The organism is Streptomyces sp. NPDC014891, from assembly GCF_043081085.1.
Lineage (GTDB): Bacteria > Actinomycetota > Actinomycetes > Streptomycetales > Streptomycetaceae > Streptomyces.
The window spans coordinates 199,441-225,194 of the sequence record NZ_JBIBWF010000011.1 but is presented as its reverse complement, the minus strand read 5'-3'; the positions used below and the strand labels follow the sequence as shown (position 1 = coordinate 225,194).

Here is a 25,754-nt window from a genome sequence, read left to right as displayed (position 1 = left end):
CGTCATGTCTCCTCGCGTTCCCCCGTACGACTCCCCCGCCTCGACCGCAGCGCGAGCACCAGCGCCACCACGGCCACCACCGCGGCGAGGAGAGCCCAGTCGGGGACCGCCCGGCCGAGCGAGGCCACCCGCTGCTCCACCGCGAACGAGTCGTCCACCGACAGCAGGCCCGGCAGCGCGGTCGTCCCGTCGAAGACCAGGAAGAGCGTGCCGAGGGCCACGAAGAACAGGCCCGAGAGAAGCGACGTGGAGTGGAGCGTGAGCGGGCCCACCCGGAGCGGGCGGCCGCGCAGCCAGGACCGCCGGCCCAGGTCGTACCGCTCCCAGAGCAGCGCGAGCACGAACAGCGGAACGGCCATGCCCAGCGCGTAGACGGCGAGGAGCAGCCCGCCGTACGCCGGGCTGCCGCTCAGTGCCGCCACCGTCAGGACGCTCCCGAGGATCGGCCCCGCGCAGAAGCCCGCCAGACCGTAGACCAGTCCGAGGGCGTACACCGAGAGCGCCGACGTGGGCCGGATCCGGCCGCTCGCCTCGGCGATCCGTCGGGAGGCGAAGCCGAGCCCGAGGATCTGGAGGACGCCGAGACCGATGATCAGCCAGCCGCCGACGGTGACGAGCAGGTCCCGGTGGCCGTAGAACAGCCGGCCCGCGAACGAACCGGCCGCGCCGAGCGGGACGAGCGTCGTCGCCAGCCCCGCGTAGAGGACGCCGGTCCTCGCCACCAGCTTCGCGCGCGTGTCGATCGAGTACGCGAAGAAGGCCGGGAGCAGCAGGGCGCTGCACGGGCTGAGCAGGGCGAGCAGACCGCCGAGGAAGGCGGCGAAGTAACCGATGCCGGTGGTCACCGCGCGGCGTCCGGGGCCGGCTTCGAGGCTCCGGCGGACGGCTTCGCCGCCTTCGCCGCCTCGGCCGCCGCCTCGATCGTCCGCGTGAACGTCTCCAGCGGCTGGGCGCCGGCGATCGGCCGGCCGTTGATCAGGAACGACGGGGTGGACGTGGCGCCGAGGGAGTACCCCTGCTCCTGGTCCGCGGCCACGGCCTTGCGGGCCGCCGCTCCCTCGCTGTCCTGCGCGAACCGGGCCGCGTCGGGGACCCCCGCCTCCTTCGCCAGCGCCGCGAGCCGCTCCTTGCCGAAGCCCTTCTCCTTGGCGCCCTCGGCGTAGGCGGCCTGGTGGAACTCCCAGAACCGGCCCTGCTGCCCGGCCGCCCAGGAGGCGCGGGCGACCGCCTCGGACTCCGCGCCGAAGATCGGGAAGTTCCGCCACTCGATCCGCAGGATGCCCTCGTCGACGTACTTCTCGATCAGGACCGGCTCGGTGTCCCGGGCGAACTTCCCGCAGTAGCCGCACTTGAAGTCGGCGTACTCGATGAGGACGACGGGGGCGTCGGCGCGGCCGAGGGCGAGCCGGTCGGCGGGGTCGCGGCGGGCGTAGGCCTCCAGCTCGGCGTAGACCCCGGCCGAGGGGTCGGCGGAGACCTCGGCGACGGAGGAGGAACCGGCGGCGCCGGGGGGCGTGGGCCGGGTGGCGGTGTACGACACGACACCGAGCAGGACGGCGGCGACGGCCACCCCGGAGACGACGGCGATCGGCTTGGACCTGGACATGCGGAAGTGCTCCTGAGGAGAGAGAGGAGAAGGAGGAAGGAGGGACGGCGGGGAGGCCGTCCCCTAGACCCTCAGGACCGACAGCTCCACAGGAGACGGGGACACGCGCGCGGGTGGCTCCCGGCCGGCCGGCACGCTCCGGGCCCCCGGGTCCTGCGCGCGGGCGCCGCACGGCGTGCGGTCGTCGGCCAGGGCCGGGAGGAGCTCCGCGAAGGCGTGCGCGCGCGGGGGTACGACGGGGCCGGCGGCCCCTTCGTCGACGGGGTGGCCCGGGTCGCAGCCGGGGACGGCGGCGCCCAGGACGACCGGGGCGGCCCCCGCGGGCACGGCCGTCGCCGCGCCGCACACCAGGAGTCCGAGGACCAGCGCCGCGAGCGCGGCGAACGCCGCCGGCACGCGGGTGGTACGGAACATTGCGAAACCTCTCCGGTCCGGTCGACGTGCCCGAAATAGTACGCACCCCGGCATCCCTCGCCCGGCAGCCGCCCCAGCCGGGGCGCCGCCCGCGGGATCCCCGGCGGGGCACTCGTAAATCGGTTCGCCGCTTCTCGGCCGCAGGTGCGATCCTGGATTCCGTATGTCTACTTCCTTCGCCGCCCTCCAGTCCGTCCTGGCCGAGGTCTCGCTGCGGGACTCCCACCGGCTCGGCCGCCGTCTCGAAGGCGCCCGCCGCATCCGCAAGCCCGAGGCCCGCGCGGCCGTCCTGGACGAGATCGCCGCCGAGGCGGCCAAGGCCAAGGAGCGCGTCGACGGGCGCGCCTCCCGCGTGCCCGCGGTCACGTATCCCGAGCAGCTGCCCGTCTCGCAGAAGAAGGACGAGATCCTGGAGGCGATACGCGACCACCAGGTCGTGATCGTCGCCGGTGAGACGGGCTCCGGGAAGACCACCCAGATCCCGAAGATCTGTCTGGAGCTGGGCCGCGGCGTCCGGGGCATGATCGGGCACACCCAGCCCCGCCGGATCGCCGCCCGCACGGTCGCGGAGCGGGTCGCCGAGGAGCTGCGGACCCCGCTCGGCGAGGCCGTCGGCTGGAAGGTGCGCTTCACCGACCAGGTGAACCCCGACGCGACCTTCGTGAAGCTGATGACGGACGGCATCCTGCTCGCCGAGATCCAGACGGACCGCGAGCTGCGCGCCTACGACACGATCATCATCGACGAGGCCCACGAGCGGTCCCTCAACATCGACTTCCTGCTCGGCTATCTGGCCCAGCTGCTGCCCAAGCGCCCCGACCTCAAGGTCGTGATCACCTCGGCGACCATCGACCCGGAGCGCTTCTCCCGCCACTTCGGCGACGCCCCGATCGTCGAGGTCTCCGGCCGCACGTATCCGGTCGAGGTCCGCTACCGGCCCCTCCTGGAGGAGGACTCCGAGGAGTCCGACCGGGACCAGATCACCGCGATCTGCGACGCCGTCGACGAGCTCCGGAAGGAGGGTCCCGGCGACGTCCTGGTCTTCCTCTCCGGAGAGCGCGAGATCCGCGACACGGCGGACGCGCTCACCAAGAGGAAGCTCTTCGACACGGAGATCCTCCCGCTCTACGCACGGCTCTCCCACGCCGAGCAGCACCGGGTCTTCCAGGCGCACTCCGGCCGCCGGGTCGTCCTCGCGACGAACGTCGCCGAGACGTCGCTGACCGTCCCCGGCATCAAGTACGTGATCGACCCGGGCACCGCCCGCATCTCCCGCTACTCGCACCGGACCAAGGTGCAGCGGCTGCCGATCGAGCCGGTCAGCCAGGCCAGCGCCAACCAGCGCAAGGGCCGCTGCGGCCGTACGTCCGACGGCATCTGCATCCGGCTGTACTCGGAGGACGACTTCCTCACCCGGCCGGAGTTCACGGACGCCGAGATCCTCCGGACGAACCTCGCCTCCGTCATCCTCCAGATGACCGCGGCCGGCCTCGGCGAGATCGAGAAGTTCCCCTTCATCGACCCGCCGGACCACCGCAACATCCGGGACGGCGTGCAGCTCCTCCAGGAGCTCGGCGCGATCGACCCGGCGGAGAAGGATCCCAGGAGGCGGCTGACCCAGCAGGGCCGGAAGCTCTCCCAGCTGCCCGTGGACCCCCGGCTCGCCCGGATGGTGCTGGAGGCCGACAAGAACGGCTGCGTCCGCGAGGTCATGGTGATCGCGGCGGCGCTGTCCATCCAGGACCCGCGCGAGCGGCCCTCGGAGAAGCAGGCGCAGGCCGACCAGCAGCACGCCCGGTTCAAGGACGAGACGAGCGACTTCCTCGCCTTCCTGAACCTGTGGCGCTACGTCCGCGAGCAGCAGAAGGAGCGCGGCTCCAGCTCCTTCCGCCGGATGTGCAAGCAGGAGTACCTGAACTTCCTGCGCATCCGCGAGTGGCAGGACATCTACAGCCAGCTGCGGACCGTCGCCAAGCAGATGGGCATCCACCTCAACGAGGAGGACGCGCCCGAGCAGTCCGTCCACGTCTCGCTCCTGGCCGGCCTGCTCAGCCACATCGGCCTGAAGGACGTGAAGGAGTCCAAGGACGGGGCGAAGGACGGCGCCCGCCGCGACGGCGGCCGGGGCGAGTACCTCGGCGCGCGGAACGCCAAGTTCGCGATCTTCCCCGGCTCCGCGCTCTTCAAGAAGCCCCCGCGCTTCGTCATGTCCGCCGAGCTGGTGGAGACCTCGCGGCTGTGGGCCCGGGTCAACGCGCGCGTGGAGCCCGAGTGGATCGAGCCGCTCGCCCAGCACCTGGTGAAGAAGACGTACAGCGAGCCGCACTGGGAGAAGGACCAGGCGGCCGTGATGGCCTTCGAGAAGGTGACGCTGTACGGCGTCCCGATCGTCGCCGACCGCAAGGTCAACTACGGCCGGATCGATCCCGAGGTCTCCCGCGACCTGTTCATCAGGAACGCGCTGGTCGAGGGCGACTGGCGCACCCACCACAAGTTCTTCGCGGACAACCGCCGGCTCCTCACCGAGGTCGAGGAGCTGGAGCACCGGGCACGGCGCCGGGACATCCTGGTCGACGACGAGACGCTCTTCGACTTCTACGACAAGCGCGTCCCCGAGCACGTCGTGTCCGGAGCCCACTTCGACTCGTGGTGGAAGCACAAGCGCCGGGACGAGCCGGAGTTCCTGGACTTCGAGCGCGAGATGCTCATCAACGAGAAGGCCGCCGGGGTCACCAAGGACGACTACCCGGACTCCTGGCGGCAGGGTCCGCTGAAGTTCCGGGTGACGTACCAGTTCGAGCCCGGCGCGGACGCGGACGGCGTGACCGTGCACGTCCCGCTCCAGGTCCTGAACCAGGTGACCGACGACGGCTTCGAGTGGCAGATCCCCGGGCTGCGCGCCGAGGTCGTCACCGAGCTGATCCGCTCCCTGCCGAAGCCGATCCGCCGCCACTACGTGCCCGCGCCGAACTTCGCGTCCCGCTTCCTGGACACCGTCGTGCCCGTGCAGGAGCCGCTGACCGGGGCGCTCGCCCGCGAGCTCCAGCGGATGGTCGGCGTACCGGTGACGGCCGAGGACTTCGACTGGTCGAAGGTGCCCGAGCACCTCAAGGTGACGTTCCGGATCGTCGACGAGCGGCGCCGGAAGCTCGCCGAGGAGAAGGACCTGGAGACGCTGCGGCTGCGGCTGCGCCCGAAGGCCCGTCAGGCGCTCTCCCAGGCCGCCGCGGCGGCGACGGGCGGTCCGGACGGCTCCGGGCCCTCCCTGGAGCGCACGGGCCTCAAGGACTGGACGATCGGGACGCTCACCAAGGTCTTCGAGACCAGGCGGGGCGGCCAGCCGGTCAAGGCGTTCCCGGCGCTGGTCGACGAGGGCGACTCGGTGGCCGTCCGGCTCTTCGACACGGAGGCCGAGCAGGAGCGGGCCATGTGGCGGGGCACCCGGAAGCTGATCATGCTGAACATCCCGGTGAACCCGGCGAAGTTCGCCTCGGACAAGCTGACCAACCAGCAGAAGCTGGCCCTGTCGTCGAACCCGCACGGCTCGATCCAGGCCCTCTTCGACGACTGCGCCACCGCGGCGGCCGACAAGCTGATCGCGGACCACGGCGGTCCGGTGTGGGACGAGGAGTCGTTCCGGAAGCTGTTCGACAAGGTCCGGGCCGACCTGGTGGACACGACCGTGCGGACGGTGGGTCAGGTCCAGCAGGTCCTGGCGGCCTGGCAGGCCTGCGAGCGCCGGCTGAAGTCGACGAACAGCCTGGCGCTGATCGACAACCTGACCGACGTGCGCACGCAGCTGGCCTGGCTGATGCCGGCCGGCTTCGTCACCCGTACGGGTCTCAAGCGGCTGCCCGACCTGATGCGCTACCTGGTGGCGGTGGACCGGCGGCTCCAGCAGATGCCGACCGGGGTCCAGCGGGACACCACCCGGATGGAGAAGGTCCGGGAGATGCTGGACGAGTACGCCTGGCTGCTCGAACAGCTCCCCAAGGGCCGTCCGGTGCCGTCCGGGGTGACCGACATCCGCTGGATGATCGAGGAGCTGCGGGTGAGCTACTTCGCCCACGCGCTCGGCACGGCGCACCCCGTCTCGGACAAGCGGATCGTGAAGGCGATCGACGCCGCGGCCCCGTAGCGGACCGCCGCCGTCGGTGAGTTCGACCGGACCCCCTGACCTGCTGTACAGTCTTGCTCGCAGCCGCTTACGAGGGGCTGCGAGCAAGGCTCTGTGGAGCAGTTGGTTAGCTCGCCACCCTGTCAAGGTGGAGGTCGCGGGTTCAAGTCCCGTCAGAGTCGCTTTTCACGAAGGCCCGCATCGCGAGATGCGGGCCTTCGTTGTGTCCCGGTGCTTGACGGGGCCAGGAGCCCGCCGGTACCCCGGACATCAGGGAATCGGGGGCCCACACCGGAGGTGGTCGCGCATGGCCGCGGCGTCCGCAGCACGGCACGAGACGAGAGCACTGCTGCGCGCCCATCTGGCGGCCGCGTCGCGGTACGGACACCTGACCCGCCACTGCGTCGTCTGCCACCGCCTCCTGCGGCTCGCCATGGAGCTCCCGGAGCCCGAGGGGCCACAGGACGGCCAGGACGCTCCCGAGGGGCCGGAGGGGGCCGAGAGGCCCGCGGGGCCGGGAGGGCCGCCCGCGGGGCCGGGACGGACGGCGGGAGAGCCGGGAGAGCGACCGGTGAGGTACCGGGGGCCGGCGGGGGATACCGGGGGGCCGGTCGGCGACGGCGGGGACGAAGGTCCCACCGACCCATGACCAACGGCGGGTCGAGGCCGTTCCCGGAAGTGGCAGGCTGTTCTTTGGCAAGAGTCGGCCAGTGTGACGGGAGTCACTGAAGCAGTTTCAGAAACCGCTTCACTTACACCCTCCCTACACAGGCGCGATTTAATGCGTGCAATTGCACCATCCCTCGCGGAGTGGCGCCGGGCACAAAAGAAGATCGCGCCAGACCCGGCGAAGTCCAGCGCGATCGTTGACGAAGGCCTGTTGGGGCAGGAATCCGTCGGCAGAGCTAGGTGTGGGCGACCGGATTGGGGGATCCGGACGGGCCCGGTGTTACGGGGTACTGCTGGGTACTACGGGGTGTTTGCGCGACCTCAGGCCTCGCTGCGCTGCTGCGGAATGCCCGCCAGCAGCGCGCGAACCTCAGCTTCGCGGTACCGGCGGTGCCCACCCAGGGTGCGGATGGACGTGAGCTTTCCGGCCTTCGCCCAACGGGTCACCGTCTTCGGGTCCACACGGAACATCGTGGCAACCTCGGCAGGGGTCAGCAGCGGCTCGGCATCAGGGGTGCGAGCGGTCATGAGCGGCCTCCTCGGGAGAACCGAACCTTCTCGGTTCTTTCCTCTAAATTCTGCACCTTGACCCGCGTTGCCCGAAATGGCAGAAGCGGGCCGAGTCGGTTATAGGACGAACGGCTTGTCCTCGGCACTACAACTACACCATCCGTCCAGCCACGTCGGCCAAACCGATGGAATTGCCCTCGCAGGTGTTCATCAGCGGCGGAAGTCGATGGACCATGCCATAACGGACAGTCACGCCACTGTGACGATCAGTCACAGAGCGATCAGGAGTCCTCAGACCCCCCATAGAGTGCAATGCTGAGCGTTCCGCCCATAGATGGACGGAAGGAACCCTCCCCGGACTCCTTGTCCTATTTTGGCACGAGGGTGGGCGATGGGCGCAAGGGTGCGTTACGTGCTGTCCGTCACGCTTGAGCCAAAGGCCCGGATCGGGACCAACGTCCCCGCCCGGCGGGTGCCGAAGGACCCGGAGCCCCCCGGCGCCGCCCGGAGCTCCCCCGGCATACAAAACCGGGCAGGCGGTATCCGGACAGCCCTGAAGATCATTTACACCCGTCGGACATGTCTTGTCGATACCGACCTGACGAAGATGCCCGACTGATGTCAGTTCGCGAAGCGAAGATCCCGCACCTTCCGCCAGCGCTCCGCGAGCCGCCCGTACGCCGCACCCGCCCGCTCCCCGTCGCCGGCGCGCAGGGCCGCGATCCCCTCCGCCATCTCCGCCGCCGACCGGTCCTCCGCCAGCCACTCCTCCGGGACCGCGTGCACCAGGCCCCCGAAGTCCAGCTCCACCAGCGCCCGCGGATGGAACTCCTCCAGCCAGCGCCCCACCTCGACCAGGCCCTCCGTCATGGGCCCCTCGTCGATCGACTCCCGCAGCGCCCGCAGCGCCCGCGCGAGGCGGCGGCGCGCCTGCGCCATCGTCGTCCGGTAGCGCAGCACCGGCGCCCTCCCCGGCCCGTCCTCGCCGGACGGCCGCTTCCCCGGCTCGTACTCCCGGTCCTCGTCCCCGAAGAGCGCGAACCAGCGCAGCGGGACGTGCCAGACCGCCGTACGGATCCACGGACGCGCGTCCGGGTTCCTGCTCAGCCACCGCTCGTAGTCGCTCTCCACCTGCAGGCGCACCACCGGCGGCAGCATCGCGTCGAGCACGGGCTCCGGGAACTGGCCCACCAGCTCCTGGAGGGCCAGCCAGCCGCGCAGCCTGGTCCGCCAGGGGCAGATCACCACCACCCCGTCCAGCCGTGCGACGAAGGCCTCCCCGCTCTCGTGGACCGGCACCGGGACCGGTGGCGTCGGCAGCAGGTCGGCCAGCGCGCGCCGCAGCTCCTCCTGCGCCCCCGGGGTGCGCGCCCGGCCCGCGTAGCGGGTCCAGTGGGTCCGCTCGGGCTCGGGGAACGCGGCCAGCGGCTCGTACACCCGGAGATAGGACGCGTAGGGGATGAGGACCGAGGAGGCGACCGACATGTCGCGAATCCTTCCACGGAGGTACTCCGGGAGGGGGTGATCCTGAGCACTGCCGCCGATCTACGCCCAGGTAGGACTTACCCTCGTGCCGAACTGGTCCTCCCCCACCCGCAGGGAGGTCCGCAACCGCCGCTTCGTACTTGGGAGTCACCACCGTGACCGATGTGACCGGCGTTCCTGCTGACGTACTGCACACCCTGTTCCACTCGCAGCAGGGTGGCCACGAGCAAGTCGTGCTCTGTCAGGACCGCGCCACCGGCCTCAAGGCCGTCATCGCCCTCCACTCCACCGCCCTGGGCCCCGCCCTCGGCGGGACCCGCTTCTACCCGTACGCCACCGAGGCCGCGGCCGTCGCCGACGCCCTCAACCTGGCCCGGGGCATGTCGTACAAGAACGCCATGGCCGGCCTGGACCACGGCGGCGGCAAGGCCGTCATCATCGGCGACCCCGAGAAGATCAAGTCGGAGGAGCTCCTCCTCGCCTACGGCCGCTTCGTCGCCTCCCTCGGCGGCCGGTACGTCACGGCCTGCGACGTCGGCACCTACGTCGCCGACATGGACGTGGTCGCCCGCGAGAACCGGTGGACCACCGGCCGCTCCCCCGAGAACGGCGGCGCCGGCGACTCCTCCGTCCTCACCGCCTTCGGCGTCTTCCAGGGCATGCGCGCCTCCGCGCAGACCCTCTGGGGCGACCCGACGCTGCGCGGCCGCAAGGTCGGCGTCGCGGGCGTCGGCAAGGTCGGCCACTACCTCGTCGAGCACCTCCTGGAGGACGGCGCCGAGGTCGTGATCACCGACGTGCGCGAGGAGTCGGTCCGCCGGATCACCGACAAGCACCCGCAGGTCGCCGTCGTCGCCGACACCGACGCGCTCATCCGCGTCGAGGGCCTCGACATCTACGCGCCCTGCGCGCTCGGCGGCGCCCTCAACGAGGAGACCGTCCCCTTCATCACCGCGAGCGTGGTCTGCGGCGCGGCGAACAACCAGCTCGCCCACCCGGGCATCGAGAAGGACCTCGTGGAGCGCGGAATCCTCTACGCGCCCGACTACGTGGTCAACGCCGGCGGAGTGATCCAGGTCGCCGACGAGCTGCACGGCTTCGACTTCGACCGCTGCAAGGCCAAGGCCACGAAGATCTTCGACACCACCCTCGAGATCTTCGCACGTGCGAAGGCCGACGGGATCCCGCCGGCCGCCGCGTCCGACCGGATCGCCGAGCAGCGGATGGCCGACGCCCGCCGCGCCTAGCCGCGCCGGGGGCCGACCCGCCGACGGGGCGGCCGTGGGGTGTCCGTGGGGGCCCGCGGGGCGCCCACGGGGAGACTTCGCTCACGCCCCTCGGCGGGTCGGCCCTCGAGAAGAGGTTAAAATCGCGACTGACCAGCGAGGAAAGGGCGCCTCGATGGTTCTGTACCGGGGTATGTGATGCGCGCGGCGTACCGTAGACCCGCGGAAACAGGTACCGTTGAAGCCCTACGGACCGGTCTCTCTGTCGAGAGCCCGTTCCGAATCATGAACGCGTGTCAAGACTCTGGGGCCATCGAGCCCCGTCACCGAGGGGGTCGAGCCATGGGGCGCGGCCGGGCAAAGGCCAAGCAGACCAAGGTCGCCCGCCAGCTGAAGTACAGCAGCGGCGGGACAGACCTGACGCGTCTGGCCAATGAGCTGGGCGCTTCGACTTCGAACCAGCCGCCGAATGGCGAGCCGTTCGAGGACGACGACGAGGAAGACGACCCGTACGCCCAGTACGCGGATCTCTATAACGAGGACGACGGGGACGAGGACGACGAGTCCGGTCCGAGTGCGTCCCCGCGTCGCGCTTGACCTTCTGAATCGCATCGCAGAAACCCGGTCCGGGATCACCCGGCCGGGTTTCTGTGCTGTCCGCGTGCGGGCGAGGCCCGGACCCCGGGCACGCGTGCGGGGCGCCCCCTGGGGGACGCCCCGCACCCGTATCGCCGCGGTCCTACTTCGCGTAGTCCCCGACCAGCTCCGCGCCCGTCGCGCGGTCGCCGCGCTCGGTGATCTCGCCCGCGACCCAGGACTCGACGCCCCGGTCCGCCAGCGTCGTCAGGGCCGCGTCCACGGAGTCGGCCGGCACGACCGCCACCATGCCGACGCCCATGTTCAGGGTCTTCTCCAGCTCCAGGCGCTCCACCCGGCCGGCCGTGCCGACCAGGTCGAAGATCGCGCCCGGCGCCCAGGTGGAGCGGTCGACGGTGGCGTGCAGCCCGTCCGGGATCACCCGGGCCAGGTTGGCCGCGAGACCGCCGCCCGTGATGTGGCTGAACGCGTGGACGTCCGTGGTCCGGGTGAGGGCCAGACAGTCCAGCGAGTAGATCTTCGTGGGCTCCAGGAGCTCCTCGCCGAGCGTGCGGCCCAGCTCGTCGACCCGCTGGTCGAGGGTCATGCCCGCGCGGTCGAAGACCACGTGCCGGACGAGCGAGTACCCGTTGGAGTGAAGACCGGACGAGGCCATGGCGATGACCGCGTCACCCGAACGGATGCGGTCGGCGCCGAGCAGCCGGTCGTGCTCCACGACGCCCGTGCCGGCGCCGGCGACGTCGAAGTCGTCCGGGCCGAGGAGGCCCGGGTGCTCCGCCGTCTCGCCGCCGACGAGGGAGCAGCCCGCCAGGACGCAGCCCTCGGCGATGCCCTTCACGATGGCGGCGACGCGCTCCGGGTGGACCTTGCCGACGCAGATGTAGTCCGTCATGAAGAGCGGCTCGGCGCCGCAGACGACGATGTCGTCCATGACCATCGCGACCAGGTCGTGGCCGATCGTGTCGTACACGCCCAGCTGGCGGGCGATGTCGACCTTCGTCCCGACGCCGTCGGTGGCGGAGGCGAGCAGCGGACGCTCGTAGCGCTTGAGGGCGGAGGCGTCGAAGAGGCCGGCGAAGCCGCCCAGGCCGCCGAGGCCCGCGACCTCCGGGCGCTGCGTCTTCTTCACCCACTCCTTCATCAGCTCGACGGCGCGGTCGCCCGCTTCGATGTCGACGCCCGCGGACGCGTAGCTGGCGCCGCCTGCGGCACTGGGGGTCTGAGACATGGGTTCAGAACTTTCGTGTCGTGACTGCTCGCACGGCGGCTGCAGCGGGGTCTTACGGGCGACGCAGGGCGTCGGAGGCCGCCGTGGCGGCCGGGCCGGCGGCCAGCTCGGTCTCCAGGAGCTGCTTGCCGAGCAGCTCGGGGTCCGGCAGCTCCATCGGGTACTCGCCGTCGAAGCAGGCACGGCAGAGGTTCGGCTTCTGGATCGTCGTCGCCTCGATCATCCCGTCGATCGAGATGTACGAGAGCGAGTCCGCCCCCAGCGACTTGCCGATCTCCTCGATCGACATGCCGTTGGCGATCAGCTCCGCGCGGGTGGCGAAGTCGATGCCGAAGAAGCAGGGCCACTTCACCGGCGGCGAGGAGATCCGGATGTGGATCTCGGCCGCGCCGGCCTCGCGGAGCATCTTGACCAGGGCGCGCTGGGTGTTGCCGCGGACGATCGAGTCGTCGACGACCACCAGGCGCTTGCCCTTGATGACGTCCCTGAGCGGGTTCAGCTTCAGCCGGATGCCGAGCTGGCGGATGGTCTGGGAGGGCTGGATGAAGGTGCGCCCGACGTAGGCGTTCTTCACCAGGCCCGCGCCGAAGGGGATGCCGGAGGCCTCGGCGTAGCCGATGGCCGCCGGGGTGCCGGATTCCGGAGTCGCTATCACCAGGTCGGCCTCGACGGGCGACTCCTTCGCCAGGCGGCGGCCCATCTCCACGCGGGAGAGGTACACGTTCCGGCCGGCGATGTCGGTGTCGGGGCGCGCGAGGTACACGTACTCGAAGACACAGCCCTTGGGCTTCGCTTCCGCGAATCGCGAGGTACGGATGCCGTTCTCGTCGATCGCGATCAGCTCGCCCGGCTCGACCTCGCGGACGTAGCTGGCGCCGCAGATGTCGAGGGCGGCGGACTCCGAGGCGACCACCCAGCCGCGCTCCAGGCGGCCGAGGACCAGCGGGCGGATGCCCTGCGGGTCGCGGGCCGCGTAGAGCGTGTGCTCGTCCATGAAGACGAGGGAGAAGGCACCCCGGACGTCGGGGAGGATCTTCGCGGCGGCCTGCTCGATGGTGAGCGGCTCGCCGTCCTCGTCGACCTGCGCGGCGAGGAGCGCCGTCAGGAGGTCGGTGTCGTTGGTGGCCGCCACCCGGGTGCTGCGGCCTTCCTTCTTGGGCAGGTCCGCGACCATCTCGGCGAGCTGCGCCGTGTTCACCAGGTTGCCGTTGTGGCCGAGCGCGATCGAGCCGTGGGCGGTCGCCCTGAACGTCGGCTGCGCGTTCTCCCACACGGAGGCCCCGGTGGTCGAGTAGCGGGCGTGACCGACCGCGATATGACCTTGGAGGGAACCGAGAGAGGTCTCGTCGAAGACCTGGGACACGAGGCCCATGTCCTTGAAGACGAGGATCTGGGAGCCGTTGCTGACCGCGATACCCGCGGATTCCTGGCCCCGATGCTGGAGGGCGTAGAGCCCGAAGTACGTGAGCTTTGCGACCTCTTCACCCGGAGCCCAGACACCGAAGACGCCACACGCGTCCTGGGGGCCTTTCTCGCCGGGGAGCAGGTCGTGATTGAGTCGACCGTCACCACGTGGCACGTTCCCGAGTGTAGACGGGGTCGACCACTGGTCCGAATTGAGGAAATGCGGGGACCGCGTCGCTCGTGTGATCGCACGAAAAGATCGTCTCGGGTGTGGAGGGGCCTACAAGGCAGGCGGGGTAAGGGATTCCCGCCCCGGGTGCCCTCCGAGCGGACGCGCGTACCAGGCCCGCAGGCCGGCGGCGATGTGACGGAGGGCACCCCGGAGAGCGTCGTTCACCCGGCGGCCGGCTGGTCCTGGCCGTCCGTTCCGCCCGTCCTCTCGGAGGTTCCGCCAGTGGGGGCGGCCGTCGCGGTCAGGCCCTCGCCGCGGGCGTCGGTGAGCGTCAGCTTCCGGTGGTCCAGGCGGTAGGTCAGCGGGCCGTCGAGGATCTCGTACAGCTGCGTCTCCAGCTGCATCTGTGTGCCGGTGCACATCATCCGGGTCGTCGCCGCGGGTCCCTCGATCATGAGCTTCTTCCCCTCGACGCGGGCGGAGGCGCCGAAGTCGTTGCAGCCGAGGTTGCCGGAGACCTTGCCGTCGGCGCCGATGACGAGCCGGGCCTTGCCCCCGGTGCCCGGGGTCAGCGAGGACGCGGTGCCCCCGGAGACCAGCCCGTCGATCTTCCAGGTGGTGCCGCGGAGCGGGAGGGCCGTCTCCGCGGTCAGCTCCAGGGCGTTGCGGCCGTCGGCCGAGGCCAGGGTGAGGGTCTCGCCCTTCTGCCGGCCCTTGAGCTGCCCGTCGAAGGCCTTGACCAGGTCCTTCTCGAAGCGCGCCAGGTCCTCGGGGCAGCCGATCTTTGTGATCTCCTTCGGGGAGACGGTCAGGGTGTCCCCCTTCACGTCCACGGTCGCGCCGAAGCTGTTGCAGCCGCTGTTCCCGCCGGCACGGCCGTCCGTGCCGAACTCGACACGGGCCCCGTCGGGGGCGGCGGACCTGCGGCCGTCGACCGTGACGGCGCCGATCGTCCAGTGGGTGCCGGCGACGACCAGGTCGGGTGCGAGGGAGTCGGATCCGGAGCCGGGACCGGATCCCGAGCTTCCCCCCTCCGTGCCGCAGGCGGCGAGGAAGAGGGCCAGGGCGGCGGCGGATGCGGCGGATGCGAGGGTGCGCGTCGTCTGCGTCTGCATGGGGGTGGGACGGGCCGCGGCGGAAGTCGGTTCCGCTCGGGTTCCGGGAGCGGTGCCGCCGGCCCCGGACGTCCCGTACGGGAACCTCAGCCCATCAGGGGCAGGAGGTCCTTCAGGTCGGCCCGCTCGCCGCTCGCGCCGACGCGGGCCGAGGCCAGCTCCGTCGCCCACTCCGCCCGTCCGGTCGCCAGGCGGATCCAGGTCAGCGGGTCGGTCTCCACCACGTTGGGCGGGGTGCCCCGGGTGTGCCGGGGACCCTCGACGCACTGCACCACCGCGAAGGGCGGGATCCTCACCTCGACCGCCCCGCCCGGGGCCTTCGCGGCCAGGGCGTCGGCGAGCAGCCGGGTGCAGGCGGCGAGGGCCTGCCGGTCCTGGGGGACGCCGGCGCCGGTCGCCGCGTTCAGGTCGTCCGTGTGCACCACGAGCTCCACGGTCCGGGTCACCAGGAAGTCCCCGACCGTCATCGCGCCGAACCGGGTCGCCACCAGCCGCTCGTCGGGCACGCCCGCGAGCGCCGCCTCGTACCGCTCCGCCGCCTCCGCGAACAGCGCCGGCAGATCGGCAGTGTCGACCGCCCGGGCGTCCTCGTCGATGCGCGCCGCCGCCGACGCCGTGGCCGCGGGCCAGTCGAGCAGGGCCAGCTCCCGCCGGGCCGGCTCCGGCTCCGCGAGCCGCCGGGCCAGGGAGGAGAGCGCCACCGTCAGATGCGCCGCCAGGTCCCGTACGGTCCACTCCCCCAGCCGGGTCGGCCCGTCGAGCTGCTCGGGGGTGAGCCCTTCGACCGCCTCGCGTACGTGGGCGAACTGGGCGAGCACGGCCGCCCTGGTCTTGGCGGAGTCGTAGCGGCGCGCGCGCTTCTTGGCCGGTGGCATGGGGGCGAGGGTAGTCGGAGACCGGAGGGGGAGGGCCGCGGCAGCGCACCCACTCGCCCGAGAGGGTCCGATGAGCGAGGGCCGGACACCCTGACGCCGCCCTGATCCGCCGGGGCTTCGAGGCGTGGAGCAGAGGACACAGGGAGGCCGTCGGGGCGCGTCAGGCCGGGTAGCCCGTCGCGTGCGGCACCTCGAACGTCTCGCCGTTCGCCGGCACGCCGACACCGCGCCAGGTGAACGGCACCCCGCTCGCGGTCTCCGGGTCCGGTCCGTCCATCAGCTGGAAGTGCACGTGCGGCTCGGTGGAGTTGCCGGAGTTCCCGCAGCGGGCGAGTTCCCGGCCGGCCGCGACCCGGTCGCCGACGCCGACGGCCAGGGAGCCGCGCCGCAGATGCGCGTACATCGCGTACGTCCCGTCGCCGAGGTCGAGGACGAGGTGGTTGCCGGTGATCCGCCGGGATCCGCCGATGCTCCGCGCACCGGCCTCGATCAGCAGGAGGTAGAGGACACCGGGCAGCGAGTTGCGGCTGAGGTGGTCGCGCTGGCCGTCCTCGGCGTGCACGACGGTCCCGTCCGCCACGGCGAGCAGCGGCGCCCCGAAGGCCGGGAAGTCCTCGCTCCGCCGGACCACCGGCCACAGCCAGGCGAAGCCCGGGCGCGGCTTCGTCCCGTCCTCCCGGGTGACGTCGATCGCGTACGTCTGGCCCAGCTGGTGGGTGCCGTGGCTGGGCGTCCGGTCCGCCGGGCTGTTCAGCGCCGACCAGCGGCCGGTGACCGGCGGGGCCACCTCGACCGCGGCGCGGGGCGTGGCCATGGCCCGGCTCCGGGCGGTCCGGGAGAGGCCGAGGCCGAGGGCCGTCGCGGCGACCACGGGCAGCCAGCCCACCCAGTACGGGTACGGCAGGTCGACCGCGAACGAGAGGGCCGCCTGGACGACGAACGCCAGCCAGAGCAGGCGGTGGAGCACCATCAGCGGTTTGCGCGCGGACATCCGGATTCCCCCTGAGAATCGTGGTGACGGATCGCGGCGGACCCGGGTGGCGGATCGCGCCCGCGGTCAGGGACGGGCCGCGGTGAGGAGCACCAGGAGCGGGACGACCCGGGCACCCGGAACCTCGTAGCGGCCGCGGCCCACGGTCTTGAGCCAGCCCGCGCCGGTCAGTTGGCGCAGGTGGTGGTAGATCTGGCCGGTCGTGCCGACCTCCGCGAGCTCCGCCAGCTCGGCGGCCGTGCGCCGGCCGCCGAGGACCTCCCGCAGCAGCCGGAGCCGTACGGGATGGCCGAGCGCGGCGAAGGACTCGGCGGCGTCCCCCCAGTCCTCCTCGAACAGCTCCCCGGTGAAGGCGCCGAACTGCCACTCGTACCGCTCGAGGGTGGGCAGCGTGACCGCGCCCGTGTAGACGACCGCGCCGTCCTCGGTCCGCTCCCCCGGGTCCGCCGCGAGCTGAGCCTTCAGGCTCTCCAGGGCCCACAGCGGGTCGTCGGCGGCCTCGGGCCCGGGGCGGCCCGCGGCCCGGGCCCCGGAGTCGGCGGGGCCCGCCGTGTTCTCCAGGGCCGTGAGGCGCCGTTCCAGCGCGACGACCCGCTCTTCGAGCTCCATGGTTCCGAGATTACGTAATTACGTAATTCCTCGCAAGTGGGAAAGGGAAAGCCCCCGCCCGGACCGCTCAGGTCCGGACAGGGGCTTCCCGGTGCTCCGTATCAGGCCAGCAGGCCCGGGATCGTCGCCTCGTGCGCCGACCGCAGCTCCTCCAGGGAGAGCGCGAACTCGCCCTGGACGTCGACCGCGTCGCCGTCGACGACACCGATCCGCGCCGCCGGCAGACCCCGCGCACCGCACATGTCGGTGAAGCGGAGCTCCTCGCTGCGCGGGACGGCGACGACCGCGCGGCCCGCCGACTCGCTGAAGAGGAACGTGAAGGCGTCCAGACCCTCCGGGACGACCAGGCGCGCGCCGTTCCCGCCGCGCAGGCAGGACTCGACGACCGCCTGCACGAGGCCGCCGTCCGACAGGTCGTGCGCCGCGTCGATCATGCCGTCGCGCGAGGCCGAGATCAGGATCTCGCCGAGCAGCTTCTCCCGGTCGAGGTCCACCGCCGGCGGCAGACCGCCGAGGTGCTGGTGGACGACCTCGGACCAGGCCGAGCCGCCGAACTCCTCACGCGTGTCGCCGAGCAGGTAGAGGAGCTGGCCCTCTTCCGCGAAGGCGATCGGCGTACGGCGGTTCACGTCGTCGATCACACCGAGCACGGCCACGACCGGCGTCGGGTGGATCGCGGTCTCGCCCGTCTGGTTGTACAGGGAGACGTTGCCGCCGGTCACCGGGGTGCCGAGCTGGAGGCAGCCGTCCGCGAGACCACGGGTGGCCTCGGCGAACTGCCACATCACGGCCGGGTCCTCGGGCGAACCGAAGTTCAGGCAGTCCGAGATGGCGAGCGGCTTCGCACCGGAGGCGGCGACATTGCGGTACGCCTCCGCCAGCGCGAGCTGCGCGCCCGTGTACGGGTCGAGCTTGGCGTACCGGCCGTTGCCGTCGGTCGCCATGGCCACGCCGAGGTTGGTCTCCTCGTCGATGCGGACCATGCCCGCGTCCTCGGGCTGCGCCAGGACGGTGTTGCCCTGCACGAACCGGTCGTACTGGTCCGTGATCCAGGACTTCGACGCCTGGTTCGGCGACGAGACCAGCTTGAGGACCTGGTCCTTCAGCTCCTCGCCGGTCTGCGGCCGGGGCAGCCTGCCGGCGTCGTCGGCCTGGAGCGCGTCCTGCCACTCCGGGCGGGCGAACGGCCGGTGGTAGACCGGGCCCTCGTGGGCGACCGTCCGCGGCGGCACGTCGACGATCTGCTCGCCGTGCCAGAAGATCTCCAGGCGCTCGCCCTCGGTCACCTCACCGATGACGACCGCGATGACGTCCCACTTCTCGCAGATCTCCAGGAAGCGGTCGACGTGCTCGGGCTCGACGATCGCGCACATGCGCTCCTGCGACTCGCTCATGAGGATCTCCTCGGGCGAGAGCGTCGCGTCGCGCAGGTGGACCTTCTCGAGGTCGACCCGCATGCCGCCGGAGCCCGCGGAGGCCAGCTCGGACGTGGCGCAGGAGAGCCCGGCGCCGCCGAGGTCCTGGATGCCCGCGACCAGCTTCTCCTTGAAGATCTCCAGGGTGCACTCGATGAGGAGCTTCTCCTGGAAGGGGTCGCCGACCTGGACGGCGGGCCGCTTGGCGGGCTTCGTGTCGTCGAAGGTCTCGGACGCGAGGACCGAGACGCCGCCGATGCCGTCGCCGCCGGTGCGGGCGCCGTACAGGATCACCTTGTTGCCCGGGCCGGAGGCCTTGGCGAGGTGGATGTCCTCGTGCTTCATCACGCCGATGCAGCCGGCGTTGACCAGCGGGTTGCCCTGGTAGCAGGAGTCGAAGACGACCTCGCCGCCGATGTTCGGCAGGCCCAGGCAGTTGCCGTAGCCGCCGATGCCGGCGACGACACCGGGCAGCACGCGCTTGGTGTCGGGGTGGTCGGCCGCGCCGAAGCGCAGCGGGTCGACGACCGCGACCGGGCGGGCGCCCATGGCGAGGATGTCGCGGACGATGCCGCCGACGCCGGTGGCCGCACCCTGGTAGGGCTCGATGTACGAGGGGTGGTTGTGCGACTCGACCTTGAAGGTGACCGCGTACCCCTGGCCCACGTCGACGACGCCGGCGTTCTCGCCGATGCCGACGAGCATGGCGTCGTTCTCCGGGACCTTCTCGCCGAACTGCTTCAGGTGGACCTTGCTGCTCTTGTAGGAGCAGTGCTCGGACCACATGACGGAGTACATGGCGAGCTCGGCGCCGGTGGGACGGCGGCCCAGGATCTCGCGGATGCGCGCGTACTCGTCCTCCTTGAGGCCGAGCTCCTTCCAGGGCTGCTCGCTGTCCGGCGTCTCGCTCGCGTGCTTGACGGTGTCGAGGCTCATCAGGCGTTGACCAGCTTCTTGAGGATCGAGGTGAAGAAACCGAGGCCGTCCGTCTTGCCCGTGCCGATGAGCGGCTCGACGGCGTGCTCGGGGTGCGGCATGAGGCCGACCACGTTGCCCGCGGCGTTGGTGATGCCCGCGATGTCGCGCAGCGAGCCGTTGGGGTTGACGTCGAGGTAGCGGAAGGCGACCCGCCCCTCGGCCTCCAGCTCGTCGAGCACGCGCTCGTCGGCGACGTACCGGCCGTCCATGTTCTTGAGCGGGACCTCGATCTCCTGGCCCGCGGTGTAGTCCGAGGTCCAGGCGGTCTCCGCGTTCTCCACCCGCAGCTTCTGGTCGCGGCAGATGAAGTGGAGGTGGTTGTTGCGCAGCATCGCGCCCGGCAGCAGGTGCGCCTCGGTGAGGATCTGGAAGCCGTTGCAGATGCCGAGGACGGGCATGCCCGCCTTCGCCTGCTCGATGATCGTCTCCATCACCGGCGAGAAGCGGGAGATGGCTCCGGCCCGCAGGTAGTCGCCGTAGGAGAAACCGCCGGCCAGCACCACGGCGTCGACCTGCTTGAGGTCCTTGTCGCGGTGCCAGAGCGATACGGGCTCGGCGCCCGCGAGGCGGGCGGCACGCAGCGCGTCCTGGTCGTCGAGCGTTCCGGGGAACGTGACGACGCCGATGCGTGCGGTCACGACTCCACCTTCACGATGAAGTCTTCGATCACGGTGTTGGCAAGGAAGGTCTCGGCCATCTCATGGATGCGGGCGAGGGCGGCGTCGTCGACCGGACCCTCCACCTCCAGCTCGAAACGCTTCCCCTGACGGACGTCGGCGATTCCGGCGAATCCCAGGCGGGGCAGTGCACGCTGCACCGCCTGCCCCTGAGGGTCGAGGATCTCCGGCTTGAGCATGACGTCGACTACGACGCGTGCCACTGGCACTCCCGGTGGTGTGTTGCGTGGGCGGTTCCCTCAGCGTACCTGTCTCCAAATTCTACGCGGGTAGAGATCTGAAGGATCCTACAAAAGCCAGGCCACGACGGTACTCCGCCAGGGATCGCGACCCCCACCCCCGACCGAGCCCGCCCACGCAAAATTCCAGTGAAATATCGCGGCCCCGAATCCACCGGGACACGCTGAAACAATTGCCGGGGCTTCACAATGCGACGCCTGCCGCTGTACAAAGGAATCAAGAAAGAATCAGCATTGTCGCGGCACAGCCGTAAGGTCGGCATCGCCGCACGTCAGGGGCGCCACAAGCGCCCCCACTGCGGCACCGGCCGCAGGAAAGGACCGATATCCGTGGCTCAGCGTGTGGTGGTCACAATCTCCGACGACATGGACGGCGGAGAAGCGGCTGAAACGGTCGCGTTCGGCCTCGACGGGAAGATGTACGAGATCGACCTGAATGCTGCCAATGCAAAGAAACTCCGCAAGGCACTCGCCCCGTACCTCGCCGCCGGCCGCAAGCTGCCGGCGAAGGCCGTGACCGGCCGGAGCGCCTCCCTGGAGTCGTACACGCGCACCTCCCTGGCCCCCGACCCGGCGGCGGTCCGCGCCTGGGCGCAGTCCAACAAGATGGAGGTGCCGGCCCGCGGCCGGATCCCCAAGCGGGTCTACGAGGCCTTCCGCGCCGCGAGCTGAGCAGCGGGGCGGCCGCGGGACCGAGCCTCCGGGCCGAGCCGCGGGACCGGCAACGACGGACCGGGGCGTGGACCGTTGCGTGGACCGTGGCGCGGATCGCAGGGGGACGGCGGCGGCTCGACTCGCGGCACGGACCGCGGGGGACGGCCGCGGGCCGGGGCGCCGGCCGGCGGCCCGGCCGCCCCGCCGACGCGGCCGGGCGGAACCGATTTGCATTGCCCCCCCGATGATCCGCTAGAGTCTGGAACACGCCGAGGGGCAAGGTCGAAAAGCCGAACCCCACGCAGCGTGCGGGTGTAGTTCAGTAGCAGAACAGCCCCCTTCCAGGGGGAAGGCGCAGTGTGCAATTCCTGTCACCCGCTCTGCATCGCAAGACCGAGCACTCCGGTGCATCGGGTAGAGTGGTGCTCGCACCGCCCAGTGAGAGCTGAGCGGCAGCAATGCGGACGTGGCTCAGTTGGTAGAGCATCACCTTGCCAAGGTGAGGGTCGCGAGTTCGAATCTCGTCGTCCGCTCCAGATCGAAGGCCCCGGTTCATCGAACCGGGGCCTTCGTCGTGTCCCCACTGTCCCCCGCCCCCATGACATTTGTCAGAAGCGGGTCGTGACAGCGCGCACTGCCGGACGGCCCGCGCCGCCGGAAACCTGGACACATGAGCAACGCGACACCCGCGACCGGCCCACACTCCGCGAACCCCGCGATCACCACGACCTCCTCTGTCCACGACGGGCCCGCGATCGAGGCGGAAGGACTCCGCCGCGGCTACTCCGGCGGCTTCGAGGCCGTCCGCGGCATCTCCTTCAGCGTCCGGCGCGGCGAGATCTTCGCCCTCCTCGGCACGAACGGAGCCGGGAAGACCTCCACCGTCGAACTCCTCGAAGGCCTCGCCGCCCCGAGCGCCGGCACCGCCCGCGTCCTCGGCCACGACCCCCACCGTGAACGGGCCGCCGTCCGCCCCCGGATCGGCGTGATGCTCCAGGAAGGCGGCTTTCCCCCCGAACTGACCGTGGCCGAGACCGTACGGATGTGGGCGGGCTGCACCACCCACGCCCGCCCCGCCGCCGAAGCACTCGGCGCCACCGGCCTCAGCGGCCGCGAGGGCGTACGGGTCAAGCAGCTGTCCGGCGGCGAACGACGCCGGCTCGACCTCGCCCTCGCCCTCCTGGGCCGGCCCGAGGTCCTCTTCCTCGACGAACCCACCACCGGCCTCGACGCCGAGGGACGCCGCGACACCTGGGAACTCGTCCGCGCCCTCCGCGACGCCGGCACCACCGTCCTGCTCACCACCCACTACCTGGAGGAGGCCGAGACCCTCGCCGACCGGCTCGCGATCATGCACCGCGGCCGGATCGTGCTCTCCGGCACCCCCGCCCAGGTCACCGCCGCCCGGCCGGCCCGCATCCGCTTCACCCTCCCCGCCGGCGTCCCCGCCGGCCGGCTCCCCCTGCGCCTGCGGGCCGCCGAGGACGCGGGACGGGTCGAGATCCGCACCACGTCGCTCCAGGACGACCTCGCCGCGCTCCTCCGCTGGGCACAGGAGGAGGGCGTACGGCTCGACGGGCTCGACGCCCGCTCCGCCTCCCTCGAAGAGGCCTTCCTCGACATCGCCGCCGCCGCGGAGACCGTGACGGACGCCCCCACCCCGGAACCGGAGACCGCCCGATGAGCTCCCCCGCCCAGACCCGTACGACCACCCCGGCCCGGCCCGCCCCCGGACGGCTCGTCGCCCTCGGACGGCTCGGCGCGCTCGGACGGGCCGAGCTCACCCTGCTCGTCCGCAACCGCACCGCCCTCTTCGGCGCCCTCCTCGTCCCCCTCCTCACCGTGGGAGCGGTCCGCAGCTCCCTGGAGAGCGTCGACCTCGGCAAGGCCGGCACGAGCATCGCCGAGGTCGCCGTCAGCGGCGCCGTCGGCATGGCCCTCCTCATCGGCGTCTACAGCAACCTCGTCGCCGCCTTCGCCGCCCGCCGCGAGACCCTCGTCCTCAAGCGGCTGCGCACCGGCGAACCGACCGACCCCGAGATCCTCACCGGCATCGCGCTGCCGGCCGCCGTGCTCGCCCTCGTCCAGAGCGCCGTCCTCACCGCCGGCGGGACCGCCGCCCTCGGCCTCCCCGCACCCGCCGCTCCCGGACTGCTCCTCGCCGGCGTGCTCCTCGGCCTCGTGCTGCTCACCTGCCTCGCCGCCGCCACCTCCGCCGTCACCCGCACCCCCGAGAGCGCCCAGCTCACCGCGCTGCCGCTGGTCCTGGTCTCCTCCCTCGGCTCCGGACTCTTCGTCCCTCTCCGCATGCTTCCCGACGGCATCGCGGCCGCCTGCGAACTGCTGCCGGTGACCGGGATGATGACGCTCGTACGGGCCGGCTGGACCGGCGGCGCGGACACCGGCGACCTGCTCGGCGCGACCGCGACCACGGTGGCCTGGATCGCCCTCTCGGTGTTTGCTGTCCAGCGGTGGTTCCGCTGGGAGCCCCGGCGCTGAGACACCGCCACCGAGTACCGACCGAGGACGAGAGGACGGACCCGCGCCCGTGAAACGGCCCGTGAAGAGCTGGAGCGGCCGGAGCGGCCTGTCCAAGGTCGACCTCTACACCCGCGTCACCGCCTACATGCTGCTCTGGGCCGCGGTCCTCGTCCTCGGCCTCCTGCTCCTGATCCGCCCGATCCGCCACGAGGCCCCGCTCCTCCTGGTCGTCGTCGCCCCGCTGCTCGACCTCGCCAACGGCGTCCTCTGCCACCGCCTGCTGCGCCGCGCCATGGACGCCTACCTCAGGCCCGGGACCGTCCTCCCGCCGCGGGACGTGCTGCCCGCGGCCGGCGCGGCCGCGGCCACCACCGGGGCCGTGCTCCTCGCGGCGGCCGCCACCGACCTGGCCGAACTGCTGCCCGGCATGCTCGCCGCGGCCCTCGTGCCCTTCCTCGCCGGGCACTGCCTGCTCCACCGCCTCCGGTTCGTCGCCCTCCACCAGCTCCTGCTCGCCGGGGTGCTCCTGCTCCTCGTACCGCTCACCGGCCTGAGCCCGGGACGGAGCCTGGCTGCCGTCGTCACCGTCGTCTTCCTCACCGGCTGGCTCGCCGTCACCGTCCGCCTCTCCCTCTGGGTGCTCGGCGTCGTCTTCGAGCTGCGCGAGGCCCGCGACGTCCAGGCCCGGCTCGCGGTCGCCGAGGAACGGCTGCGCTTCGGGCGCGACCTGCACGACATCCTCGGCAGGAACCTGTCCGTGATCGCCCTCAAGAGCGAACTCGCCGTCCAGCTCGCGCGCCGCGAACGCCCCGAGGCCGTCGACCAGATGATCGAGGTGCAGCGCATCGCGCGGGAGTCCCAGCGCGAGGTGCGCGATGTCGTGCGCGGCTACCGCGAGGCGGATCTGCGGGTCGAGCTGGAGGGCGCGCGGGGCGTGCTCGACGCCGCGGGGATCGACTGCGCCGTCGACTCCCCCGGGCCCGCGCTCGACCTGCCCGCCGAGGTCCGGGCGGCGCTGGGCTGGGTGGTCCGGGAGACCACGACGAACGTCCTGCGGCACGGGGACGCGCGGCGCTGCGCCATCGCGGTGCGGGAGGAGGGCGGCGCGGTGCTGCTGACGGTGGAGAACGACGGGGCGCGGACGGGGGACGGAACGGAAGGGGAGACGGTGACGGAAACCGGTACGGGCGGGGACTCGGGTGCGGGCGCGGGTACGGGCGCGGGTGCGGGTCCGGGTCCGGACTCGGGTACGGGCGCGGGTGCGGACTCGGGTACGGGCGCGGGTGCGGGTGCGGGTCCGGACTCGGGTACGGGTGCGGGTCCGGACTCGGGTACGGGCGCGGGTGCCGGGACCGGGCTCGTCGGGCTGCGGGAACGGCTCGCGGCGGTCGGCGGGACACTCGACGCCGGACCGGGCGCCGGCGGCACGTTCCTCGTGACGGCCCGGATTCCCGTGGCCCGGGCGGAGGTGCGGCAATGACCGCGGCCGAGCGGGGACCCGTACCCCTGCCCGAGGAGCGCGGGGCGGACGGCCCCGGGGACGCCACCGGGCCCGTGCCCCCGCGGGTGCGCGTGCTGCTCGCCGACGACGAGCATCTGATCCGCGGAGCGGTGGCCGCGCTGCTCGGCCTGGAGGACGACCTCGTCGTCGTCGCCGAGGCCGCCACCGGACCCGAGGCGCTCGCCATGGCCCGCGCCCATCGGCCCGACGTCGCCGTGCTCGATCTGCAGATGCCGGGAGCGGACGGTGTGAGGGTCGCCACAGCCCTGCGGGACGAACTGCCCGACTGCCGCACCATGATCGTGACCGGCCACGGCCGTCCCGGACACCTCAAGCGGGCTCTCTCCGCCGGCGTCCGCGGCTTCGTCCCCAAGACCGTCAGCGCCCGGCGCCTCGCCGAGATCATCCGTACCGTGCACGCGGGAAACCGTTACGTGGACCCGGAGTTGGCGGCCGACGCCATCGCCTCGGGAGACTCCCCGCTGACCGCGCGGGAGGCCGAGGTGCTCGAACTCTCCGCCGACGGCGCCCCCGTCGCGGAGATCGCCCGTCGCGCCTCGCTCTCCCCCGGGACCGTCCGCAACTACCTCTCCTCCGCCGCCGCCAAACTCGGTGCGGAGAACCGTCATACGGCGGTGCGGCTCGCGCAGGCGAAAGGTTGGGTATAGTTGGCTCCGCGCTACGGCGCATGCGGACGTAGCTCAGTTGGTAGAGCATCACCTTGCCAAGGTGAGGGTCGCGAGTTCGAATCTCGTCGTCCGCTCCACGGAGAAGCCCCCGGTCGAATCGAC

At 71.7% G+C, this 25,754-nt stretch carries 23 protein-coding genes and 4 tRNA genes; 13 read left to right on the top strand and 14 right to left on the bottom strand.

Annotated elements, in window-relative coordinates:
• Positions 1-2 precede the first annotated feature (2 nt).
• From ACF09E_RS29390 to ACF09E_RS29380, 3 genes are all read right to left on the bottom strand, one after another.
• On the bottom strand, positions 3-845 hold the full coding sequence (locus tag ACF09E_RS29390; RefSeq protein WP_361860504.1) for a cytochrome c biogenesis CcdA family protein: 843 nt from the start codon (positions 843-845) through the stop codon (positions 3-5).
• Positions 842-1,606 carry a DsbA family protein gene (locus tag ACF09E_RS29385; RefSeq protein ID WP_392208412.1) on the bottom strand — a complete coding sequence of 255 codons (765 nt, stop codon included), beginning with the start codon at positions 1,604-1,606 and terminating at the stop codon, positions 842-844. The genes ACF09E_RS29390 and ACF09E_RS29385 overlap by 4 nt, the downstream gene beginning before the upstream one ends.
• A 63-nt stretch (positions 1,607-1,669) precedes the next feature.
• A complete protein-coding gene (locus ACF09E_RS29380; protein ID WP_392208410.1) occupies positions 1,670-2,020 on the bottom strand; it encodes a hypothetical protein in 351 nt (116 codons plus the stop codon).
• A gap of 163 nt (positions 2,021-2,183) precedes the next feature.
• On the opposite strand from ACF09E_RS29380, the gene hrpA reads away from it, so the two are divergent.
• From hrpA to ACF09E_RS29365, 3 genes are all read left to right on the top strand, one after another.
• Positions 2,184-6,158, top strand: coding sequence for an ATP-dependent RNA helicase HrpA (gene hrpA, locus ACF09E_RS29375; protein ID WP_392208408.1), 3,975 nt, complete (start codon positions 2,184-2,186; stop codon positions 6,156-6,158).
• 87 nt (positions 6,159-6,245) lie between these two features.
• Positions 6,246-6,319 (top strand) — tRNA-Asp (locus ACF09E_RS29370).
• A gap of 26 nt (positions 6,320-6,345) precedes the next feature.
• Positions 6,346-6,786 carry a DUF6274 family protein gene (locus ACF09E_RS29365; RefSeq protein WP_392208468.1) on the top strand — a complete coding sequence of 147 codons (441 nt, stop codon included), beginning with the start codon at positions 6,346-6,348 and terminating at the stop codon, positions 6,784-6,786.
• A gap of 341 nt (positions 6,787-7,127) precedes the next feature.
• On the opposite strand, the gene bldC is transcribed toward ACF09E_RS29365, so the two are convergent.
• Positions 7,128-7,334 carry a developmental transcriptional regulator BldC gene (gene bldC / locus ACF09E_RS29360; protein ID WP_003949541.1) on the bottom strand — a complete coding sequence of 69 codons (207 nt, stop codon included), beginning with the start codon at positions 7,332-7,334 and terminating at the stop codon, positions 7,128-7,130.
• 603 nt (positions 7,335-7,937) lie between these two features.
• Positions 7,938-8,801, bottom strand: coding sequence for a hypothetical protein (locus tag ACF09E_RS29355; protein WP_392208406.1), 864 nt, complete (start codon positions 8,799-8,801; stop codon positions 7,938-7,940).
• Positions 8,802-8,956: 155 nt separating this feature from the next.
• On the opposite strand from ACF09E_RS29355, the gene ACF09E_RS29350 reads away from it, so the two are divergent.
• Positions 8,957-10,048: a Leu/Phe/Val dehydrogenase gene (locus tag ACF09E_RS29350; RefSeq protein ID WP_392208404.1), complete on the top strand. Its 1,092-nt coding sequence runs from the start codon at positions 8,957-8,959 to the stop codon at positions 10,046-10,048.
• A gap of 321 nt (positions 10,049-10,369) precedes the next feature.
• Positions 10,370-10,624: a DUF3073 domain-containing protein gene (locus tag ACF09E_RS29345; RefSeq protein ID WP_392208402.1), complete on the top strand. Its 255-nt coding sequence runs from the start codon at positions 10,370-10,372 to the stop codon at positions 10,622-10,624.
• 142 nt (positions 10,625-10,766) lie between these two features.
• On the opposite strand, the gene purM is transcribed toward ACF09E_RS29345, so the two are convergent.
• From purM to purS, 9 genes are all read right to left on the bottom strand, one after another.
• Positions 10,767-11,852 (bottom strand): phosphoribosylformylglycinamidine cyclo-ligase, encoded by a 1,086-nt coding sequence (gene purM, locus ACF09E_RS29340; protein ID WP_392208400.1) that lies wholly within the window; start codon positions 11,850-11,852, stop codon positions 10,767-10,769.
• Positions 11,853-11,904: 52 nt separating this feature from the next.
• Positions 11,905-13,431 (bottom strand): amidophosphoribosyltransferase, encoded by a 1,527-nt coding sequence (purF, locus tag ACF09E_RS29335; protein ID WP_361859556.1) that lies wholly within the window; start codon positions 13,429-13,431, stop codon positions 11,905-11,907.
• Positions 13,432-13,649: 218 nt separating this feature from the next.
• The gene (locus ACF09E_RS29330; protein ID WP_392208398.1) at positions 13,650-14,543 is read right to left on the bottom strand and encodes an META domain-containing protein; all 894 of its coding nucleotides are present in this window, start codon (positions 14,541-14,543) and stop codon (positions 13,650-13,652) included.
• An 86-nt stretch (positions 14,544-14,629) separates the two neighbouring features.
• The gene (locus ACF09E_RS29325; RefSeq protein ID WP_392208396.1) at positions 14,630-15,418 is read right to left on the bottom strand and encodes a sterol carrier family protein; all 789 of its coding nucleotides are present in this window, start codon (positions 15,416-15,418) and stop codon (positions 14,630-14,632) included.
• A gap of 160 nt (positions 15,419-15,578) precedes the next feature.
• Positions 15,579-16,409 (bottom strand): M23 family metallopeptidase, encoded by an 831-nt coding sequence (locus ACF09E_RS29320; protein ID WP_392208394.1) that lies wholly within the window; start codon positions 16,407-16,409, stop codon positions 15,579-15,581.
• Positions 16,410-16,475: 66 nt separating this feature from the next.
• The gene (locus ACF09E_RS29315) at positions 16,476-17,018 is read right to left on the bottom strand and encodes an ArsR/SmtB family transcription factor (RefSeq protein WP_392208392.1); all 543 of its coding nucleotides are present in this window, start codon (positions 17,016-17,018) and stop codon (positions 16,476-16,478) included.
• A gap of 101 nt (positions 17,019-17,119) precedes the next feature.
• On the bottom strand, positions 17,120-19,369 hold the full coding sequence (gene purL / locus ACF09E_RS29310; RefSeq protein ID WP_388801093.1) for a phosphoribosylformylglycinamidine synthase subunit PurL: 2,250 nt from the start codon (positions 19,367-19,369) through the stop codon (positions 17,120-17,122).
• Positions 19,369-20,049 (bottom strand): phosphoribosylformylglycinamidine synthase subunit PurQ, encoded by a 681-nt coding sequence (purQ, locus tag ACF09E_RS29305; RefSeq protein WP_030209636.1) that lies wholly within the window; start codon positions 20,047-20,049, stop codon positions 19,369-19,371. Before purQ ends, purL begins: the two co-directional genes overlap by 1 nt.
• Complete coding sequence (gene purS, locus ACF09E_RS29300; RefSeq protein ID WP_017240564.1) at positions 20,046-20,291, bottom strand: phosphoribosylformylglycinamidine synthase subunit PurS; 246 nt, start codon at positions 20,289-20,291, stop codon at positions 20,046-20,048. Before purS ends, purQ begins: the two co-directional genes overlap by 4 nt.
• Before the next feature lie 366 nt (positions 20,292-20,657).
• On the opposite strand from purS, the gene ACF09E_RS29295 reads away from it, so the two are divergent.
• From ACF09E_RS29295 to ACF09E_RS29260, 8 genes are all read left to right on the top strand, one after another.
• The gene (locus tag ACF09E_RS29295) at positions 20,658-20,999 is read left to right on the top strand and encodes an Lsr2 family protein (RefSeq protein WP_361856411.1); all 342 of its coding nucleotides are present in this window, start codon (positions 20,658-20,660) and stop codon (positions 20,997-20,999) included.
• 290 nt (positions 21,000-21,289) lie between these two features.
• Positions 21,290-21,361: transfer RNA gene (locus tag ACF09E_RS29290), tRNA-Gly, on the top strand.
• An 80-nt stretch (positions 21,362-21,441) separates the two neighbouring features.
• Positions 21,442-21,517 (top strand) — tRNA-Gly (locus ACF09E_RS29285).
• 134 nt (positions 21,518-21,651) lie between these two features.
• Positions 21,652-22,665 (top strand): ABC transporter ATP-binding protein, encoded by a 1,014-nt coding sequence (locus tag ACF09E_RS29280; RefSeq protein WP_392208390.1) that lies wholly within the window; start codon positions 21,652-21,654, stop codon positions 22,663-22,665.
• Positions 22,662-23,480, top strand: a complete 819-nt coding sequence (locus ACF09E_RS29275; RefSeq protein ID WP_392208388.1) for an ABC transporter permease — start codon at positions 22,662-22,664, stop codon at positions 23,478-23,480. The genes ACF09E_RS29280 and ACF09E_RS29275 overlap by 4 nt, the downstream gene beginning before the upstream one ends.
• Before the next feature lie 49 nt (positions 23,481-23,529).
• On the top strand, positions 23,530-24,942 hold the full coding sequence (locus ACF09E_RS29270) for a sensor histidine kinase (protein ID WP_392208386.1): 1,413 nt from the start codon (positions 23,530-23,532) through the stop codon (positions 24,940-24,942).
• Positions 24,939-25,631, top strand: a complete 693-nt coding sequence (locus ACF09E_RS29265) for a response regulator (protein WP_392208384.1) — start codon at positions 24,939-24,941, stop codon at positions 25,629-25,631. Before ACF09E_RS29270 ends, ACF09E_RS29265 begins: the two co-directional genes overlap by 4 nt.
• Positions 25,632-25,653: 22 nt before the next feature.
• Positions 25,654-25,729: transfer RNA gene (locus ACF09E_RS29260), tRNA-Gly, on the top strand.
• Positions 25,730-25,754 lie beyond the last annotated feature (25 nt).